This is a genomic window from Shewanella sp. GD04112 (assembly GCF_029835735.1).
GTDB lineage: Bacteria > Pseudomonadota > Gammaproteobacteria > Enterobacterales > Shewanellaceae > Shewanella.
On sequence record NZ_JAOEAL010000001.1, the window covers coordinates 1,011,387 to 1,028,126 of the forward strand.

The 16,740-nt window shown below is 45.6% G+C and carries 16 protein-coding genes and 1 pseudogene; 10 read left to right on the top strand and 7 right to left on the bottom strand.

The window, feature by feature from the left end:
- Window positions 1-194 precede the first annotated feature (194 nt).
- The gene (locus N7386_RS04455) at window positions 195-1,202 is read left to right on the top strand and encodes a DUF4382 domain-containing protein (protein ID WP_249554102.1); all 1,008 of its coding nucleotides are present in this window, start codon (window positions 195-197) and stop codon (window positions 1,200-1,202) included.
- 124 nt (window positions 1,203-1,326) lie between these two features.
- Here the strand turns inward: N7386_RS04455 and N7386_RS04460 are convergent, their stop codons facing one another.
- The 3 genes and pseudogenes from N7386_RS04460 to nfsB all read right to left on the bottom strand — a co-directional run bounded on the left by N7386_RS04460 (window position 1,327) and on the right by nfsB (window position 3,938).
- The gene (locus tag N7386_RS04460; RefSeq protein WP_279767177.1) at window positions 1,327-2,079 is read right to left on the bottom strand and encodes a thiol:disulfide interchange protein DsbA/DsbL; all 753 of its coding nucleotides are present in this window, start codon (window positions 2,077-2,079) and stop codon (window positions 1,327-1,329) included.
- Window positions 2,080-2,332: 253 nt separating this feature from the next.
- A complete protein-coding gene (locus tag N7386_RS04465) occupies window positions 2,333-2,977 on the bottom strand; it encodes a DNA-J related domain-containing protein (protein WP_011623806.1) in 645 nt (214 codons plus the stop codon).
- A 308-nt stretch (window positions 2,978-3,285) separates the two neighbouring features.
- Window positions 3,286-3,938, bottom strand: a pseudogene (gene nfsB / locus N7386_RS04470) (oxygen-insensitive NAD(P)H nitroreductase).
- 355 nt (window positions 3,939-4,293) lie between these two features.
- Here nfsB and N7386_RS04475 point away from each other — a divergent pair.
- The 4 genes from N7386_RS04475 (at window position 4,294) to N7386_RS04490 (ending at window position 8,239) form a co-directional block, all read left to right on the top strand.
- The gene (locus N7386_RS04475) at window positions 4,294-5,304 is read left to right on the top strand and encodes a sugar-binding protein (RefSeq protein ID WP_279767179.1); all 1,011 of its coding nucleotides are present in this window, start codon (window positions 4,294-4,296) and stop codon (window positions 5,302-5,304) included.
- Window positions 5,305-6,205: 901 nt separating this feature from the next.
- Window positions 6,206-6,514, top strand: a complete 309-nt coding sequence (locus tag N7386_RS04480; RefSeq protein ID WP_279767180.1) for a hypothetical protein — start codon at window positions 6,206-6,208, stop codon at window positions 6,512-6,514.
- Window positions 6,515-7,022: 508 nt separating this feature from the next.
- The gene (locus N7386_RS04485; RefSeq protein ID WP_220057429.1) at window positions 7,023-7,598 is read left to right on the top strand and encodes a hypothetical protein; all 576 of its coding nucleotides are present in this window, start codon (window positions 7,023-7,025) and stop codon (window positions 7,596-7,598) included.
- A gap of 332 nt (window positions 7,599-7,930) precedes the next feature.
- Window positions 7,931-8,239 (top strand): hypothetical protein, encoded by a 309-nt coding sequence (locus N7386_RS04490; RefSeq protein WP_249554120.1) that lies wholly within the window; start codon window positions 7,931-7,933, stop codon window positions 8,237-8,239.
- A gap of 371 nt (window positions 8,240-8,610) precedes the next feature.
- On the opposite strand, the gene N7386_RS04495 is transcribed toward N7386_RS04490, so the two are convergent.
- The 3 genes from N7386_RS04495 to N7386_RS04505 are packed head-to-tail and all read right to left on the bottom strand — an operon-like array spanning window position 8,611 to window position 10,749.
- The gene (locus N7386_RS04495) at window positions 8,611-9,336 is read right to left on the bottom strand and encodes an amino acid ABC transporter ATP-binding protein (RefSeq protein WP_011625361.1); all 726 of its coding nucleotides are present in this window, start codon (window positions 9,334-9,336) and stop codon (window positions 8,611-8,613) included.
- Entirely contained in the window at window positions 9,329-10,009 is a 681-nt protein-coding gene (locus N7386_RS04500) for an amino acid ABC transporter permease (RefSeq protein WP_011625362.1), read from the bottom strand. Before N7386_RS04500 ends, N7386_RS04495 begins: the two co-directional genes overlap by 8 nt.
- 5 nt (window positions 10,010-10,014) lie before the next feature.
- The gene (locus N7386_RS04505; RefSeq protein ID WP_279767181.1) at window positions 10,015-10,749 is read right to left on the bottom strand and encodes a basic amino acid ABC transporter substrate-binding protein; all 735 of its coding nucleotides are present in this window, start codon (window positions 10,747-10,749) and stop codon (window positions 10,015-10,017) included.
- A 374-nt stretch (window positions 10,750-11,123) separates the two neighbouring features.
- Here N7386_RS04505 and N7386_RS04510 point away from each other — a divergent pair, with 374 nt between their 5' ends.
- Entirely contained in the window at window positions 11,124-11,948 is an 825-nt protein-coding gene (locus N7386_RS04510; RefSeq protein WP_279767182.1) for a hypothetical protein, read from the top strand.
- A 2-nt stretch (window positions 11,949-11,950) separates the two neighbouring features.
- On the opposite strand, the gene N7386_RS04515 is transcribed toward N7386_RS04510, so the two are convergent.
- The gene (locus tag N7386_RS04515; RefSeq protein ID WP_220057434.1) at window positions 11,951-12,841 is read right to left on the bottom strand and encodes a LysR family transcriptional regulator; all 891 of its coding nucleotides are present in this window, start codon (window positions 12,839-12,841) and stop codon (window positions 11,951-11,953) included.
- Between the two features lie 120 nt (window positions 12,842-12,961).
- On the opposite strand from N7386_RS04515, the gene N7386_RS04520 reads away from it, so the two are divergent.
- From N7386_RS04520 to N7386_RS04535, 4 genes are all read left to right on the top strand, one after another.
- Window positions 12,962-13,396: a CidA/LrgA family protein gene (locus tag N7386_RS04520; RefSeq protein ID WP_023268403.1), complete on the top strand. Its 435-nt coding sequence runs from the start codon at window positions 12,962-12,964 to the stop codon at window positions 13,394-13,396.
- Window positions 13,396-14,130 (top strand): LrgB family protein, encoded by a 735-nt coding sequence (locus tag N7386_RS04525; RefSeq protein ID WP_011716021.1) that lies wholly within the window; start codon window positions 13,396-13,398, stop codon window positions 14,128-14,130. The genes N7386_RS04520 and N7386_RS04525 overlap by 1 nt, the downstream gene beginning before the upstream one ends.
- Window positions 14,131-14,315: 185 nt before the next feature.
- Complete coding sequence (locus N7386_RS04530) at window positions 14,316-14,792, top strand: GNAT family N-acetyltransferase (protein ID WP_279767183.1); 477 nt, start codon at window positions 14,316-14,318, stop codon at window positions 14,790-14,792.
- Between the two features lie 224 nt (window positions 14,793-15,016).
- Window positions 15,017-16,492: a carbon starvation CstA family protein gene (locus N7386_RS04535; protein WP_279767184.1), complete on the top strand. Its 1,476-nt coding sequence runs from the start codon at window positions 15,017-15,019 to the stop codon at window positions 16,490-16,492.
- Window positions 16,493-16,740: the final 248 nt, after the last annotated feature.

Here is a 16,740-nt window from a genome sequence, read left to right on the forward strand (position 1 = left end):
CTCATTCTCGGTTGAGCGGGTTTTCACCGTTCAGCGTACGTTCATCGACAAGCTGCACACTCAGCCCTAGACTTATCTCTACATGCCTACTCAGCCGTTTGAGCCGATGTTCTCATGCTTTGGCTTTACTGAATTGTGCTCAAAGATTGAGGTAGGCGATGCTGAGAATTTTTTGGAACAAATGAAGGTATCCTATGAATATTCAAAAAAGTGCTCTAGCGATAGCGTTGACGGGTTTACTGTTTGGTTGCGGCGGCTCTGATTCGAATGAGCCCGCCACTCAAATGGCGACCTTTAGCCTAGGGGTTTCAGACAACCCCGCCGATGCAAAATCGGTCACTATCGCATTTAGGCAGGTCGTGCTGAAGAACGACACGGGTAGCTACTCATTTAATGTCACTCCAAATGGCGAGCTCAAATTTGTCGATTTATTAGAGTTTCAAGGCAGTGCGGTAGAAACGCTGGTGAGTGGTCAATCTATCCCAGTCGGTGAGTACCAAATGTGCCTGTATATGAAAAACAGCACAGTGGCCAATAGCGAAAGCTCACACGTACAAACCTTCGATGACACTCTCTATGGGCTAACGACCAACAGCAATGGCTCATGCGGTGGTGTGGGCGCTGATGAGAGTGACACTGGCCGATTGTTTTTTAATAAAAAATTCACCATTGCGGCTGGTGTAAACAGCTTTGTCGCCGAGTTTGATTTAAGCAAAGGTCTGCAAGATCCCCATGGCAACAAAGATTACTGGACGCTGAAACCGACTTCAGTGCAATTATTTAATCAGTCCGAAGTGGGGGCGATTAAAGGCACAGTGGGCGCGACGGTGATGGAAGGCTGTGAAGTCGCCGCAGGTGGTTCTGAGTTCTCGCCAGCGGTTTATTTGTATCCCGCCAATACCACGCTTGAGCAGATGAAGGATTTTAGAACCGAAGCCGACACGGCGACTGAAATCGCGCCTATCGCCGCCGCTCGGGTGAATGATGTCACAGATACAAACGGCCAAGTCGTCGGCCACGATTATGAATTTGGTTTTGTGGTCGCGGGTGATTACAGCTTAGGTTATACCTGCTTAGCGCAAAATGATGATCCGGATGTGAGTAACAATCCCGATGATGTGGCAGCGCCTTTCTTTATCCATGCCGCAGAAACTGGGGTGACAGTTACAGCTAATGGCGTTGCTGAGCGTAACTTTCCGTAGGCCTAATGTCCCATAGGTGTAACTTCCCGTAGGAGTCATGCCCCGTAGAGTTAGTTCGCGAATAAAACACAATAAAAACCAGCAGAGATGCTGGTTTTTTTATTGGTAACTCGTCAGTCGAGTGTTAGCTCAAACGCTTTTGACGGCCAAGAGCAATCGCTGCGGCAAAGGCTAAGAATAACCAGTTTAGGCTACCGCCAGAACTCTTAGGTGCCTGAGCATCTTTCTCGACTGCTAGGTAGTTAATCAGGCCAATTAATTCATCTAAGGTTCTGATGCTACTTAAGTTAACCGCATATTTATCATTCACGATAAAAGCAGGCACGCTTTCAACGCGGAATTGGTTCTGCTGGGCACGCCATAGGGCGAGCTTCTCATCTGTACTCTTGCTGTCGGCCAGTTTGTCGTACTTGGCCGCATCGATACCAAACTTAGCGAAGACTTGTTTAATGTCGTCACGGCTATTGATTTGTGGCTCGTGCTTATGGCCTGGCGCACTGTGGTCGTGGCCATTTGCGCCTGCTTCGCCTTGAATCGCGGCGAACATCGCATGGGTTAATGCATCTTTATTGTCTAACTCTTGGCTCACTGCCAGCGAGCGCATCACTTCGGTGCCAATGTCGCTATTCATAAAGTCGACATGCTTAGTATCAAATGCAATGCCTTTGTTTAGGTTCGCTTTGATATCGGGCAGATAGTTGGTTTCCATATTGAAGCAGTTATGGCAATAGAAGGAGAAAAACTCAGTCAGTTTGGGTTCGCTGCTCGGCGCTTTGTCGGAGATTTGAGTGTAATGAGTACCTTCAACATAATTCGCGGCAAAGGTGCTAAATGGTGCAACGATTAAGGCGACAGCCAAGGCTAATGGTTTGATCATAGTTCCCTCAAAGTCGGTTAGCGTGAATTCATCGTATCGATTGAGATGCGCAATTAACTCAATTGGCGAGATGATTTCAAACTGAAAAATACGCAGGGCTTATACCCGCGTGAATATGGTTTTAGGTTAGATGGCAAGGCTTAATTATCGCTGAATTAGGGGGCGGATATCGGACTAAATCTGTGATCCCGCGGGAGTTTCACCGTGAGAATTGCAGGACTGCAAAGGGGATCACAGTTATAAAAGGGAAAACTTAAGCAATATCCCGCAGGGATTGCCAAGCCTCACAGACCTCACGGAAACGCGCGGCGTCGCCTTCAGGTCTATCGGGATGCCATTTCAGCGCTAAACGGCGCCACTGTTTACGGATATCCCTTGGGGTTGCGCTCTCATCCAACTCGAATACCCTCAACGCATGGCCCTTATGCATCAAATTCACATTCAAGCCAATATAGCTCTTATAACTGCTCCAGAAGGCTTCTAATAATTCGCGCACCACGTTTTCACTGGTGTCGTAGTTATTCCAGTCAAGATAGTATTCCCGCAGGGAAGTATCTTCCATTATCAATAGGTTAACGTTGGAAGGGACGAGGCGGAAAATTTGAATCTCCATGGCTTTGACTTGCAGCCATTGCTTTGGCATCAGGATCTCTTGCAGTTCAAACAGGGCATTCATCAGTAAAAAATTGCGTTTAAACAAATCATTACCAGGGTTTTCATCTAACGGATGGATTAGCCCGCGATTTTGCAGTTCGGTGGCGAGATGATGGATTTTCCAACTTTGATTAGAGGCTTGTAACACGGATAACACGGGCCAGATTAACGGGTTATCGCCCTTAGTGGTCGAGAGCGTTGCCGATTGAGCTTCTGCACTGAGTGAAGGTTTAGCGAGTAGCATACTGACTGTCCCATCCTAAGTTGTTATCAAGCGAGTGTGATTAAAAGTAACTTTGCGCTATCTGTAAGATTTTAAATGTTTTTATCTTATATTGATGCGAGTCGTTACTGAGCTTGGAATACACTATGCCATAGAGGAAAAGTGTAGGCAAAGAAGGATTCTAGAGCAATTTACCCCAAGATCACTCCGCCTTTGGTTGGTTTTAACTGCGGTTATGGTAGCTGGCTGATGCTGGAGAGCTGGCGATAAAAATGCCCTTGTTTGCGATACAAACAAGGGCATATACAAATTCGCTCAAGGGGCGAGGTTTAGATCTCGGTAAAGATAACTTCTTGCGCTAAACGCGACTTAGGTAACTTAGCGTTGAAATCTTCTTCAGAGCGGTAACCTAAAGCGACCACCACAGAGGCGCACAGGCCTTTTTCGCGCAGGCCTAAGACTTGATTGAGTTTAGTCGCATCGAAACCTTCGATAGGACAGGCATCGATATCGAGCACACTTGCGCCCAACATCAGGGTACCCAGTGCTAAATACACTTGTTTCTCCATCCAATGCTGGGCGTCTTTTAGCTCATATTTGTGCATATTGGCGAAGAAAGAGCGGCCATTATGTTGACCTTGCTTGGCTTCTTCACTGGCAAAGCGGCCATCTTTGGCTTCTTGCTCTAGCACTTGCAGTAGATGGGCTTCATCGAGTTGAGTGCGCGTACACAGCACGACTACATGGGAAGCGTTGAGAATTTTTTGAGTATTGAAGGCGTAGTTTTCGGTCGCTTGTGCGATCAAGGCTTTGCCTTCCGCCGTGCCAGCCAATACAAAGTGCCAAGGCTGGAGTTGGTCGATGATGGGCTGAATTGCAGTAAGGTCTTGATTTCGGCAATCTTGTCGGCAGGAATCGTCTTGGTTGGATCAAAGGCCTTAGTGGTGTAACGCTTTTTAGCGAGAAAACTTAAATCACTCATGTAACGGCTCCAAATCATCTAGGAATACAAATTCAACCTCAGCATTTTAAGCAGGTTTGGGCAAAAAACAATGTGATCAAAACGGCTATCAGTTTCAAAATATTTTTGAAATTAATAGCCGTTTTACGCAATGAATGCTTATAGGCTTTGGTGAATTGCAGTGAATAGCAAGAATCATCTATTGGCGTTATGACTCGTCTAACAAATTGTTGAGTACTGTTTTGTTGTGGGCAGAGAGATGAGCTAACTCAAAAATACTGAGTGAGATCAAAAGTCTTCCATAATACAGTTGCCACTTGTGTGGTTTAATCTATTCCTTTGCTTATTAAGTCGAGCTTACTGTTTAGGGGAATGTATGGCGAGATTATTGATGCTGCTGATTGCTTCTAGCCTATTACCGTTGTCTTGTGGCTACGGGAAGGAGTTTAAATTTGCAGTTGTGCCTAAATTCTATAGTGTTTTCTTTGATCAAAGCAAAACGGGTTGTGTTGACGCCGCCGCACACATTAAAGGGGTTGAATGCATCTATCGCGGGCCCGAATCAAGTAGTGTGAGATTGCAAGATCAAGTGATAAACCAGCTGATTGATGAAGGTGTGGATGGAATTGCCGTCGCGGTTACGCAATCTAAATATCTTGCCGAAAATAGCCTAAAGAGGGCAAAGGAAGCCGGCATCCCCGTTGTTACCTATGACTCAGACTTTGATGCTTCTATCGATGAAGATCCTAAGAGTTTACGTTTGGCCTATATCGGCACTGATAATTTTGCACTAGGTCAGTCGTTAGGGGAGGAGCTTAAAAAGTTACGACCCAATGGGGGAACCCTTATCATGCAATCGGGGCGACCCGATTCTCCAAATCTGAATTTAAGACTAATGGGCGTTCGCTCTGCGTTATCAGGCAAAACTTACAATACCCCTCCAGGTGAATTGCTCAATAACGATTTGGGCTGGACAGAAGTGCGCGAGCCTTTGTTTAATTTTGACCAACTTAGTCAAGCGGTTAAGCAAATGGAGTCCGTGATGAAAGGCAAGCCAGTGAAGGCCGACTCCTTCGTTGCCGTAGGCGGTTGGGCGCAAAATGATGCTGCCCTCTATCGTGAAATGATGGCTCCCTATCAAGATAAAATCGATAACAAGGACATTGTCATTATTATTACCGACACCTCTCCAGAACAATTAGACATGTTGAAAGACCGCCTTGCCCATATCAACATTGGTCAAAGTCCCTATGAAATGGGAAGGCAGGCCATTTTGACCTTATATAAAATTGTCACGAAACAAAAATACGACGACATTATCTACACGCCAGTGACCTTTTGTACTCAACAGAACTATGAGACCTGCGAGAAACCTGCAGGAATGTAATGCCCTCTAGCCTATGTTCTAGAAACCGTTTTAGAGTGTGTAGCCCCAAAGAAGTCACAAACATATGTTTGCACAGTCTTTTATACCCATCTTTTATATCCATAAGTTGGTGATAAAAGATCATTGGTAATCTGTTGCGGTATTAATTTGGAGTTACCTTATCAATATTCAAACGTGACAGTGGATCAGATTTGCCTAGTCAGGTTAACTGCGACCCTTACTATTTTGAATTGGTTTCTGGCGAACGCGCTTTTGCCCCAAATCTAGATGAGTTTGTCGTCAGGTGTGTAGGATGAATTGTCATTGTTTCCCCTGTGACACGCCGCCCTTTTATTTCACAAGAAGTATCCCTATAGGCTCGACGGCGACATCTGCTATACATGGAAGTATAAATGCCGCGTTCACATGGATGTGAAAGAGCGGCCATGCCGCCAACGGTCACTGTTGTAACAGTGGCAATCTTAACGACCATTGAACTGTTCATCTGGCTAAAAGTTTTTGCCCCATTCCTTGTTTTGGTTCGTTGGCTCAATAGAAAACTCCTACTCTTGTTGCCATACAAAATCTCATCCATTTACCTAATGTTTGGACCTAACGTAAAGCGACTAACAATGTATGGGTATACAGTCGTATTTAAATTTAGGTGTTTTGGTATGAAGTTCAGACAATATCAGTGAGCATTAACTCCATCTGCAAAGAATAAAACTCTATAAAATCAGGTGACTATAGAAGCAGACTTTTAGTTAATAGGTTTGGAAAACGCGCATGCGCGTTTTTCCAGATGGTGTATTTTATAGAAAGCTGATAACTTCTTTACATACAGATAGTTAACTATGCGCGTTTTTACTGGTCCAACGAGGTAAACGCGCATGCGCACGAATAAAATGTTAGGCCGTTAAATATGGTGAAGAGTTTTAGAACGCGTCTTAGGCAATTGATTTTTATTCCAATAATTGTCGGTTCATACCTATTGATTCTCCGGGGAGCTATAGAATTTTTTCACCCTAAAGATGGTGGACTTCTTTATATTGTCGATTTTATCTTTGGGCGAGAAACAGCATTTTGGGTTGCTGCCTATGTTTCCCATCATTGTTATGGATTTTTAACTCAATCCATATGGGGTGATCCCGTTATATTTTATTCCTTGCTTAGTGCCGTATTTATATTTTCTGTCTCTTTAACTAAAACAAAAATTGGCAAAAATGCCTAACAAACGCCAGCACACCGCGCCTGCGGCGCTGGACTCGCAACAAGTTGCTCGCCTGTGTGGCGGGCGTTAGGTCACGACGGGATCACATGAGCAATGTATGGTGGTGTCGAGTGAGCATGGAAGAGCAAATAGGGTATAGAGGAAAGAAGGCAAAAAGGACGAATATTAGTCATTTCCATGATACCCTTGAGGCGCTTTCGTGCGCACCTTAATCGGGGCGCGATTGAAGAGTGACGCCCGCAAGACCTCAAGGTAGAGCTATGACGAATACTTCGGCTTCGATTTTTTGTCTTTTTCTTCAATTCCGTTTGATAATCAATGATTAATGAGAGACCCAATGCTAATTTGGTCGTGACCTAACAATCGATTCAAGACAGATTCGCAACGCAAGGCATTGCCAGTATGCTTGGAGATGAGTGGTTACGTTGTTATGCGTTAAGTTGGTTTAGGCGTTGCTCACTGCTTAATCGGGCGTTAAGTTTAAATTAAATAGGGACATACCGACACAATGAACAAGTACGTACAGACCACCTTAGGCCTACTGGTCATCTGTGGAATAGTCTTCGCTGCTTACTTCTTAATCAAAGAAGTTTGGTCTATTTTTAAGTCTATTGATCCTCAGTTAAGCGCAGGGATAATTGCTGCCTCAGCAACTGTTCTTGTATCAGTGTTTACTGTTATGTTTTCCAAAAGGCAAGAGCATAAAGTAGATATTGAAAATCAAATCCGATCCAAAAAAATCCCAGTTTATGAAAAAATCATTGAGTTTATATTTCAGATAACTTTCGCTGAAAAGCTTGGAAAGAAGCAACCTAGCGAAAAGGAAATGGTTAAGTTTTTTGCTGACACCACCAGAGATTTAGTTATTTGGGGGTCTCAGGATATGGTTTCAGCATTTGGTGATTTCAAAGTCGGCCTTGCAGAACTTGAAAGCAATAACGATCCCGCTTATGTATTATCCATAGTTGAAGATCTACTAATTGCATTAAGGAAAGATCTTGGGCACAAGCAAAAAGACATTAAGAGAGGCGACATCCTGCGCCTTTATATCAATGACATTCCAGATTACTTTCCACAAACTTAACAATCGCATTAAAGCCGACCCATTACACGCTTGCTGGGTCGGCACAAGGCCTCAAAGAATAGCAGGCGAGTAATGGGCGCCTTATGCGGGCGTTAGCCCTAGTTTTGAATTAAGAACTGTTTTTCTCAAGGAGCATTAAAATGGAAAACAAGCAATCTTCACCAGATTTTCGTTTTAAGCCTTTTATTTATGGATTTGCGTTTGGTGTGGCCATAATGGCTGTTGCTTGGTATATCGTTTAGCTTACCTCGCTATAAATTAACTTTTAATGGTGGCTAACAAGCGCCATCAAAAACGCGCCTTTTGCTCGCGCTAAGGTTAAGGAGTTAAACATGAGTCTAGAATGTCAAATTCTGCTTGATGCTGGGTTAAGTGATAGTACAGCGAAATATTATATTTCGGACAACGGGCGAGATTTTGTTATTGAAGTCGCGCAGAATGAAAAGCTTATCGAAGCTCTGGATACTATAAATTTAAAGGGATTGGCCACAACAATTCCGTTAGCTCAACGTGCTGTTAATAGCACCGGTACGCCAGAGCTAAAAGTCCAAGATTTTAAAATCTATCCAGCGCCAAGAAACAAAACTGTACGCAATGGTATTCATAGTTACGTTTTTATTTATGCGCCAAAGCAGCCCTAACAAGCGCCTTAAACATTGCGGCCGCTGGACTCGCAACAAGTTGCTCCCCGTTTAGGTGTGCGTTATCTCAATAGAAGTTTTAATCCGAAATTAGGAAATAATAGTCAGGAATCTAACTCTCTTTTGTCCCTTTGCTTTTTACGTATATATCGCAAATGGGTAGTTAAAATTGGCATTGGGGCACCAGTGACCGTTGGCGACATGGATGTCGCCGTCGAGCCTATAGGGATATATTCACGGCGAGTCACTGGGGAAACAATGACAATAAACTCCATAAATAGATAAAAAGATTAATCGCTTCTGTCTCAAAGCATGCTGCGTGTCATCGAGCAAATACCATTGTTCAACTTTCAATGTTTTATAAGTCTTTATTACCTCAGCACCTTACTTAAAAAGCTTTGGGTTCTGGCTTCTTTGGGGCGGGTAAATAATTCCTCGGGGATATTGGACTCCACCACATAGCCGCCATCCATAAAGATGACTCTGTCGGAAACATCGCGTGCAAAGCCCATTTCATGGGTGACAATCACCATGGTCATGCCTTTTTGCGCTAAGTCCTTCATTACATCCAGTACATCGCCGACCATTTCGGGATCGAGTGCCGAGGTGGGCTCATCGAATAACATCAGATCTGGCTCCATCGCCAGCGCGCGGGCAATGGCAACCCTTTGTTTTTGTCCACCCGAGAGACTCGAAGGATAGGCATTAGCTTTATCCTGCAAACCCACTTGAGTGAGCAGCGCCAGCGCCTTGTTATCGGCTTCGGCTTGGGTCATTAACTTTAGGCTCACTGGCGCTAAGGTAATGTTTTGCAATACGGTTTTATGGGGGAATAGGTTGAAATTTTGAAACACCATACCTACTTTTTGCCGCAATTTATCGACACAGGCATCCTTAGCGGTAATGGATTGCCCTTCGATTTCAATATCCCCTTGGGTAGGTTTTTCTAACAGGTTGATGCAACGTAAAAAGGTGCTTTTACCGCTGCCGCTGGGGCCGATCACACTCACCACTTCGCCTTGGCGAATATGTTCGTTGATGCCCTTAAGAACAGCATTATCGCCGTAACTTTTGTGTAGGTTGGTTATGTTAATCACTTTGCTTCAACCTCTTTTCGAATTTCGACAGCATAAATGTGAAGCTGTAGGTCAGGAACAGGTAAATCAGTGCACAGGTAAAGAGTGGGATACTGTCTTCAAAGGTACGGCTACGGATAATCTCGCCCGCCCGCATTAAATCTACGCCGCCAATAAAGCCAATTACGGCGGTTTCTTTGAGTAGCACGATAAACTCATTGCCTAACGCGGGCAGAATATTCTTAATCGCCTGCGGCAGAATAATCAGCTTCATGGTCATCGCCTGCGACAGGCCGAGCGAGCGAGCCGCTTCGGTTTGACCCTTATCGACGGCTTGGATCCCTGCGCGAATAATCTCAGAGATATACGCGCCGCTATTTAAACCAAAGGCGATAATGGCGGCGGTAATTTTATCGACATCGAGCGCTGCCAGCACGATGAAGTAAAGGATCACTAACTGCACCACCACAGGCGTGCCGCGGATAACGCCAACATAGAGTTCAGCGGGAAAGCGGATATACCACTTAGATGACATCTTCATCAGTGTGGTGCCCACGCCTAATACTGCGCCTAATAACATGGCGAAGAAGGTCACAATCAAGGTGACTTTTAAGCCATTTAAAATCAGCAGTATGCCTATCATGCCGTCGTCGCCAATCGGGCTAAACAACGAAGTATTGATTGCTTCTAACATAGGGATCACTTGATATGGGCTGAAACGAGTGCCTGATATTGGCCGCTTGCTTTCAAGTTTTTCAGCGTGTTGTTAATGCTGGTGAGGAGTTCTGGTTGCTGCTTCGACACCGCAAAACCATAAAACTCAGGGGGGAAATCTAGCTTGATCAACTTGAGATCGGGGTTTTTCGCCAGATAGTTCGCCGCAGGCTCGCTATCGAATAGCACTAAGTCGACTTTGCCATTCTTCAGTTCCATGATGGCTTCAAAGCCTGTATTAAAAGCCGTGACATTTTGGGTGTATTTTTTAGACATCATATCGGCGGTTGAGCCGAGCTGCACCGCAAAGTGTTTGTCTTTAATGTCATCAAGGGTATGAATAGTGTCGTTATCTTTATTCACGAGCATTACTTGAGTCGCCTCGTAGTAGGGCTCCGAAAAGTTAACGCTGGCCTGCCGCTCAGGGGTGATGGTCATGCCCGAGGCGATAAAATCAATCTTGCCTGAGTTTAGCGCAACGATCAGTGAATCAAATTTCATATTTTCGACTTTGAGCGTCTTGCCGGCATCTTTAGCGATTTGCTTGGCAAGCTCAATGTCGAAGCCTTTGATTTCGTCGCCACTTTGTCCGCCTACGTATTCAAAGGGCGGGAAGGCCGCATTGGTTCCGACGACTAAAACATCGTTGCTTTTCCCACATCCAGCTAACAACAAGGTGGCAGTCAGCGCTAGGCCGCCTAATAACATGGATTTTTTCATTTAAGACTCTCTTTTGAATGACTCGCAATGTGGCGACTATAGGGATATGCAGCATAAGTGTCAATAATTATGCTATAAAAATGATTAAAAATGCACTTGAGGTCGCAGTTGTTGTATGCCTAAACACTTGTGATTACAACGCTGGCTGTGTTTGATATAGATACGTTTTTAAAGCGTTAGTGAATTGTTTAGGATGACCGTGAATAGCAATTTTCGGCTTTCACTTGTGCGGGATATATCATTTTTTATTCATTTTTACGGCTAAAATAGTTAGCGATGAACGATTTCTAACAAAAATTGTAAAAACTTCATTAAATTATGCCCAGTTAATCTAATCTTAATGCAGGATCAAATAGCAATTTATGGAGCGAAATGTGAGATACCTAACTCTGGCACCAGCGGCACTCCTTTTGGGTCTAGCAACTTCGGTCAGTGCAGAAGAATCGACCCAGTGGCATTACACCATGGGGATACACGATTTTATTGTGGAACAGGAAAGTTCACACACCTTTGGCTTTAACGGCAATATCATGATTGAACATACCACGGCATCGGATATTTACCTGTCCGCCATGCTGGATATGTTTATCGACATCGATACCGACGATCTCGACCCCGACCATATCCCCGTGTGGTTTAAATCGGACTATGTGGCCTCGGGTGAGTTCTACCATATCGATCCTCGCTTCTTCTTCGGTTGGCAGGTCGACTTGCAGGGCAAACGTAACACTGTGAGTTCTATCGAAAAGCAAGCCAAGTTATTCCCTGGATTAACCGCCAATTATCAAGGCCAAGAATCGCAGGCGCAGTTAAAGGCGGGTGCGGGCTATTACTATTTAGAAATCGATGATGATGTGCCTCGTACCCGTGGTTACGATCGGGGTGACTTTGGCAATGGCACGTTTGCTTACACCTTTATGGGCAGCTTTGGTTTTGATATCACGCCTAAGTTAAAGATGAATTTTGCCGCGCAAAACTGGAATGACGGCGATAAATGGCTTGAAAATCAATATCGTTTCAGCATGAGTTACGACACGGATTATTGGGAGAAGGGCAGCCAGTGGTTACTGTATGTGGAACATACCGAATACAACCTAGATCACTATGCCAAGGAGAGTGTGCACTCACCTAACTACTTGCCCATTCTGCCTTGGGATAACGATACCTTAGTGCGCTTTAGCTTAGTCGTGCCTTGGTAGTATTACTTTTGGGTTAAGTGTTTCTCCACTAACGCAATCATCGCCTTTGCCGCAAAGGACAATACCTGTTCTTTGCGCCAGAACAGCGATAACTCCCAGCGCAGTTCATCGCTCGCCAATGGAATATTCACCACCCCAGACACACTGTAACGCCGCGCGATAGAGCGCGGCAGTATCATCACGCCCGTGCCCGCCGCCACCAGAGCGATCCCGAAGTCGGCTTGGCTGACTCGAGTGATGTTTTTAGGGGTAAATCCGGCGTGTTGGCAAGCGGTTAACACCAGTTGATATAAGGTATACTCGGTCTCAAACATTACTTGCGGTTCATCGACTAAGTCGTGGATCGACAGCATTGGCCGCGAGGTGAGGGGATTCTCCTTGGGCAGCACCACCACCATGGGATCGTTAAAGACCCGAATGCCGTGGTAACCATCGTCGAGGTTGATAATCCCGGTTGCCAGTTCGATTTCCCCCTTTTGAATCGCTAAGGTTTGCTCGACGCCGCCGCGCACCAGCAGGTGCATATCAATTTGCGGATATTGCTGGCGATACTTGGCAATGATTGGAGCAAAAATCTCGGCACTGCCAAGCGGCGCGAGACCGAGTTTTAATTCGCCTGCGGTTAAACTGCGCTGGGCACTGAGTTCGGCCAGCATGCGTTGTCGGCCAGCGAGTAACTCTTTGCCATGGCGATAGACCACTTCTCCTGCTTGGGTGAGTTTGACCTGCGTGCCACGTTTGCCGCGCTCGAGTAGCACGAGATCGAGTTCTTCCTCTAGTTGGCGCAGCGCCTTGGAAAGGGCGGGTTGGGTGAGGTGAACTTTTTCGCTGGCCTTGCCAAAACCGCCAGCATCGATGATCTCGATAAAATAACGCAGCACTTTAAGATCCATTATCTTTCCTATAATACATTCTTAAAATTCATGGATTACATTCTTAATATTCATTTTTTTTATCAAATAGGCAAGCCTAAAATAATCCCATAGCAACTTTAGTGTAAATCGAGAAACCGCATGTCTTTCCTACAAGCCGCAATACGTCGATGCCGTCATGGGGCTTTATTGTTAACTCAAATTGGCCTCTTTTGTTTATTGTCTTTCGCCTGTCATTGGTTTGCGACTTGGGCGCATTCACCTGTGCCTGGTAGTGTGCTGGGTCTAGGTATCTTACTGATTTTACTTGCGACTAAGTTAATCCCTGAAAACGCCGTGCAGCTTGGTGCCGCTTGGCTGATTGGTGAGTTGCTGCTGTTTTTTATTCCGCCAGTGATCTCTGTGATCAAGTACGAAGGCCTGTTCGAGCAATATGGGGTGAATATTCTCTTCACCTTAGTGATGGGCAGTGTATGCGTGATGGTGGGCACGGGATTTGTGGTTGACCGAGTATTTCGTTTTGAGCGTCAACTCAATATCAAAAAGCATGCACGCCGTCATGCTAAGGCCGCCTAATGTCGAGCCTTAACTTAAGCCCAGCGGCTATTTCTGAGTTACTGTTTTCGCAGACGGGATTGGCGCTTATCAGCTTGTTATTAACGCTATTCTGTTACTTTGCGGCTAAGCGTTTATACAGGCTCCACCGTGTGTGGTGGTTGGCGCCGATTGTGCTCGCGCCTGTGGTGATCACGCTCTTGGTGTTTAATCTCGATATTCCACTGCCCACTTATTTTGAATACACCCATTGGTTAATGGCGATGTTAGCGCCGGCGACGATCGCATTTGCTTTACCGATTTATCGGGAGCGTAAACTTATTCGCCAATATCCGTTGACCATTGCCCTTGGGGTGATAGCGGGACTGTTGCTGGGCATGATCTCCAGCTGGCTGTTAGTGAAATTTGTGCCGCTGCCGGTGGAGCTATCTAAGAGTTTATTGGTGCGTTCTGTATCCACGCCCTTTGCGATGGAGGCCACAAGCGCCTTTGGCGGGGTGCCAGAACTGACCGCCATGATGGTGCTCATCACTGGCATTATCGGCATGTTAGTGTGCGAGCCGCTGTTCAAGCTGATGCACATTCGTACGTCTTTAGGTAAAGGCGTGGCATTGGGCGCCTCGGCCCACGGTGCGGGCGCCGCAAAAGCCAGTGAGTTAGGTCAGCAAGAGGGGGTTATTGCCAGTTTAACCATGATTTTTATCGGGATTGCCATGGTGCTGGGCGCGCCCGTATTTGCGGTGATTTTCAGTTAGTGTTCGAGAGTGATGTGCTGAGTTTGCGTTAATCCTTTCCACCTTAAGTGTGATTTTGTCAGTTTTAATGATGTTGTTTTGCCTCTTAGGGCGCTAACCTCTGCTTGGGTTATGCGCCCATTTTTTTAGCTGGCGGTGTATATCGAAATCTAGTGACACTCAATTAAATCGAATAGGGATATAGGATGGACAAGCAAACACGGGTATCGAATGTGACATTGAGACCCATAGGACAAGACGATCTGGAGTTGATCTTCACCCATCAGCAGGATCCAATAGCATCCCAACTGGCACAGTTTCCCTCGCGGGAACGTGAGGCGTTTTACCTTCATTGGCAGCAAAATATCCTCGGGCAGGCATCGGTGCTGGCACGGGGGATAGAAGTCGATGGCTTGCTCGTTGGCAATATCGGCCATTGGCATATGGATGGTCAGGCGATGATTGGCTACTGGATTGACCGTGCATTTTGGGGACGTGGGGTAGCAACGCTGACCTTAAGCGCGTTTTTGCCTTTAGTGAATTCAAGGCCGCTCTTTGCCCATGTGGCTCAGCATAATGTGGCGTCCCAACGGGTGTTGCTGCGCCATGGATTTGTAAAGATGGACAGGCTAATTCAAGAAGAGAATGATACGGCGCCCTTGTTTGAGTTTGTGCTGGCCTGATGCTAAACAGTCACGCTAGCCAATAGTTTAAAACGCTTTTCTGCGGCTTTGGCTTATTTTTAGGAGAACATTATTTAAGAAATCTATTTAGATATACGTGTTTTATCGTAAATTTAGATTTATCAACCCGACTTTAGTCTAGTACCTGATGGCTTGACCTCATTGGCTAACTCAATGAAACTCTCCATTTAATCACCTCCTACTAAAGTATGGATAATTAAATAATGTTTATTTTCTTCTTATGCCTTGCGCTCTTAGTGCTGGCATACAAGTTTTATAGCCCATTTGTTGAGCGCCAAGCGGGGATTGATCCTAAAGCGCAAACTCCCCAAGCAAGATTCGAAGATGGCGTGGACTATGTGCCCGTTCACCCAGCCAAAGCGTTTTTGATCCAATTCTTAAACGTTGCCGGGGTTGGGCCGATCTTTGGTCCTATCCTAGGGGCTTTATATGGCCCAGTGGCCTTACTCTGGATTGTGTTAGGTAACATTATTGGCGGCGCGGTACACGACTATTTCTCTGGCGTGTTAAGCATTAAAGAAGACGGTAAGAGCCTGCCAGAAATCGCCGGCCACTACTTTAACGTCTACTTTAAAGGCGTGATGCTGTTGTTTACTGCGATGTTACTGTTCTTTGTGGGCGTGGTGTTTATCATGAGCCCTGCGGGTCTGTTAAGTAACCTCGACTATTTTAAAGATACCATTTTTGGCAATAACACCTTCTGGGTATTAGTGATTTTGGCTTATTACTTCTTAGCCACTATGCTGCCAATCGATAAGATCATCACTAAGCTTTACCCTGCTTTTGGTCTGTTGATGATCGTTATGACCACCTCGATTGCGGTTGCTCTGCTTATCAGCGCGCCACAGTTACCCGAGATGGGCGATGTGTTCGCTTACTTCAACCACAGCCATTACAACAATGAGTTGCTCGAGCCAAACCCAGACGGTTTACCGATTTGGCCATTGCTGTTTGTGACTATTACCTGTGGTGCAATCAGTGGTTTCCACTCGACTCAAGCACCTATCATGGCGCGCTGCCTGACTAACGAGAAATACGTTCGCCCCGTTTACTATGGCGCTATGGTGGCTGAAGGTGTTGTGGCTTGCGTATGGGCGACGGCGGGTATTGCGGCCTTCCCAGGTGGTTATGTTGAGCTTAAGAGCTTACTCGACCAAGGTGGTCCAGGCCTAGTGGTTAACCAAGTGGCGACTAGCTATCTTGGCGTATTAGGCGGTGTGATGGCGATTATTGCGGTGGCAGTATTTCCTATTACCTCGGGTGATACTGCATTTAGATCGCTGCGTCTCACTATTATCGACGCCTTTAACATCCCACAGAGTATGCGTAACCGTTTATTGGTGGCGGCGCCTATCCTGACTATCGCTTACTTTATGACTAAGATCGACTTCTCCTTGATCTGGCGTTATTTTGCCTTCTCAAACATGCTGTTATCGACAAGCGTGCTGTGGTTGGCGACTAAGTACCTGTTCGATAGAGGCAGCTTCCATTGGATTGTGAGCTTGCCAGCGATTGCCGGAACCTGTGTGACCATCTCTTACATCATGACAGCGGGCATTGGTTTAGGCTTGCCTCAATCTCTGAGCCAACCCGTGGGGATTGCGGTCGGCGTGGTGTGTTTAGTGGCCTTGATTATTGCCCATAACAAACGCAAAACAGTACTGAATACAAACTCTTAACCTCATCGGTTTTAGGACTGCTAAGGGCTGCATTTTGCAGCCCTTTTTAATACTATTTTCATAAACTGGCGTCAGTATTGAATATTGTCACTGTGACATATTCCATTGCGTCGAAATTATGTTAGATTCTGGCGAACTGATGGAGATAGAGGTATGGTTATCACTGTCATCAACAGTTCTCCACAGGGCAGTCACTGCAATATTGCTTACTTTTGCAGAGAAGTGTCAGGAAGTTACACCAAATCAGA

Excerpts from the sequence above, each read along its gene's own strand:
- N7386_RS04535 (WP_279767184.1), top strand. The coding sequence starts at position 15,017 with ATGTTTATTTTCTTCTTATGCCTTGCGCTCTTAGTGCTGGCATACAAG.
- N7386_RS04500 (WP_011625362.1), bottom strand. The coding sequence starts at position 10,009 with ATGTTAGAAGCAATCAATACTTCGTTGTTTAGCCCGATTGGCGACGAC.
- N7386_RS04475 (WP_279767179.1), top strand. The coding sequence starts at position 4,294 with ATGGCGAGATTATTGATGCTGCTGATTGCTTCTAGCCTATTACCGTTG.
- N7386_RS04515 (WP_220057434.1), bottom strand. The coding sequence starts at position 12,841 with ATGGATCTTAAAGTGCTGCGTTATTTTATCGAGATCATCGATGCTGGC.
- N7386_RS04520 (WP_023268403.1), top strand. The coding sequence starts at position 12,962 with ATGTCTTTCCTACAAGCCGCAATACGTCGATGCCGTCATGGGGCTTTA.
- N7386_RS04480 (WP_279767180.1), top strand. The coding sequence starts at position 6,206 with ATGGTGAAGAGTTTTAGAACGCGTCTTAGGCAATTGATTTTTATTCCA.
- N7386_RS04530 (WP_279767183.1), top strand. The coding sequence starts at position 14,316 with ATGGACAAGCAAACACGGGTATCGAATGTGACATTGAGACCCATAGGA.
- N7386_RS04460 (WP_279767177.1), bottom strand. The coding sequence starts at position 2,079 with ATGATCAAACCATTAGCCTTGGCTGTCGCCTTAATCGTTGCACCATTT.
- N7386_RS04525 (WP_011716021.1), top strand. The coding sequence starts at position 13,396 with ATGTCGAGCCTTAACTTAAGCCCAGCGGCTATTTCTGAGTTACTGTTT.
- N7386_RS04490 (WP_249554120.1), top strand. The coding sequence starts at position 7,931 with ATGAGTCTAGAATGTCAAATTCTGCTTGATGCTGGGTTAAGTGATAGT.
- N7386_RS04455 (WP_249554102.1), top strand. The coding sequence starts at position 195 with ATGAATATTCAAAAAAGTGCTCTAGCGATAGCGTTGACGGGTTTACTG.
- N7386_RS04485 (WP_220057429.1), top strand. The coding sequence starts at position 7,023 with ATGAACAAGTACGTACAGACCACCTTAGGCCTACTGGTCATCTGTGGA.
- N7386_RS04505 (WP_279767181.1), bottom strand. The coding sequence starts at position 10,749 with ATGAAAAAATCCATGTTATTAGGCGGCCTAGCGCTGACTGCCACCTTG.
- N7386_RS04465 (WP_011623806.1), bottom strand. The coding sequence starts at position 2,977 with ATGCTACTCGCTAAACCTTCACTCAGTGCAGAAGCTCAATCGGCAACG.